The following is a 1,665-nucleotide window of genomic DNA, read 5'->3' as shown; positions in this document are numbered from 1 at the left end:
AGCACGCTGGCCGCGGCGCTGGCCGTGGCCGCCGCCCCGGGCGTGGTGCTGGTCGACACCGACGGATGGGGCGCGGGGCTGGACCTGCTCCTCGGCGCGGAGCGGGACGAGGGCCTGCGCTGGCCGGAGCTCGCCGGGCTGCGGGGCCGGGTCGCCGGGGACGCCCTGGTCGCCGCCCTCCCGGAGGTCGCGGGCGTCCACCTGCTCGCCGCGGCCCGTGAGGCGGGCACCGGGCCGCCGGCCGAGGCCGTGGACGCGGTCGTCCGGGCGGCTCGCGCGGACGGTCGGGCGGTGGTGGCCGACCTCCCGCGGCCGGGGGCGGACGGGCCGGGAGCCCCCGCGGAGGCGGTCCTCGCCGCGGCCGATCTCGCGCTGCTCGTCGTCCCGGCGCGGCTGCGTGCGGCGACCGCGGCCCGACTGCTCGTGGGTGCGCCGGAGTCGCCGTGGGCGACGGCGGAGCTGGTCGTGCGGTCCGTCCCCGGCGGGCTCGTCGCCCGTGAGGTCGCGGACGTCATCGGCCGGCCGGTCCTGGCCGAGCTGGCGCACGACCGCGGCGCGGTACCGCGGGAGGAGCGGGGCGAGCTCCCCTCGATCGGTCCTCGCACCCCCCTGGGCGCGGTGGCACGGCGGGTTCTGGCCCGGGTCTCGGAGCAGCGGTGACCGATCCGCTGCTGGAACGGGTGCGGGCCCGGCTGGCGCCGGTGGTGGGCCTGCCGAGCGCGGCCGAGGTGGCCGCGGCCGTCCGGGAGGAGTGCGGCGGGCTGGTGGGGCCCGAGGAGGTCCTGCTCGCCGTGCGCGGGGCGGTCGCCGAACTGGCCGGGGCCGGCCCGCTGGACCCCCTGCTGCGGCTGCCGGGGGTCACCGACGTGCTGGTCACCGGCCCCGACCGGGTGTGGATCGACCGCGGTGCGGGGCTGGAGCTCACCGAGGTCGCCTTCGACGACGACGCGGCGGTGCGCCGGCTCGCCGTCCGGATGGCCGCGGCGGCCGGCCGGCGGCTCGACGACGCCTCGCCGTGGGTCGACGCCGGCCTCCCGGACGGGACGCGGCTGCACGCGGTGCTCGCTCCGGTGGCGGGTAGCACGTGCCTGTCGCTGCGGGTGCTGCGCCGGTGCTCGCTCGGCATGGACGAGCTGGCCGCCCTCGGCACGTTCCCGGGCGAGAGCGCGGCGCTGCTGCGGGCGCTCGTGGCGAGCCGGTCGGCCTTCCTCGTCACCGGCGGCACCGGGTCGGGGAAGACGACGGTGCTCTCCGCGCTGCTCGGCACGGTGGCGCCGGGCGAGCGGATCGTCGTCTGCGAGGACGCGCCGGAGCTGTCGCCGGGCCATCCGCACGTCGTCTCCCTGGTGACGCGTCCGCCGAACGTGGAGGGCGTCGGGGAGGTGACGCTGCGCGACCTGGTGCGCCAGGCGCTCCGGATGCGCCCGGACCGGCTGGTCGTCGGGGAGGTCCGGGGCGCGGAGGTGACCGATCTGCTGGCGGCGTTCAACACCGGGCACGAGGGCGGGTGCGGCACCCTGCACGCGAACCGCCCCGGCGAGGTGCCGGCCCGCCTGGAGGCCCTCGGCGTGCCGGCGGGGCTCGACCGGGCCGCCGTGCACAGCCAGGCGGTCGCGGCGCTGGACGTCGTCGTCCACCTGCGGCGGGGCGCGGCCGGGAGGGGGG

General features: G+C 79.9%; 2 protein-coding genes. Both read left to right on the top strand.

Annotated elements, in window-relative coordinates; translation table 11 throughout:
• Positions 1 to 660 (top strand): CpaE-like family protein (locus A6V29_RS20795; RefSeq protein WP_502700080.1); only part of this gene is annotated, 660 nt, incomplete at its 5' end.
• Positions 657 to 1,665: TadA family conjugal transfer-associated ATPase (locus A6V29_RS08850; protein ID WP_137159958.1), on the top strand; the 1,009-nt coding region annotated here is incomplete at its 3' end. The genes A6V29_RS20795 and A6V29_RS08850, both read left to right, overlap by 4 nt.

It is taken from the genome of Blastococcus sp. CCUG 61487, from assembly GCF_005222955.1.
Classification (GTDB): Bacteria; Actinomycetota; Actinomycetes; order Mycobacteriales; family Geodermatophilaceae; genus Blastococcus.
This window is presented reverse-complemented; position numbering and strand designations above follow the sequence as displayed.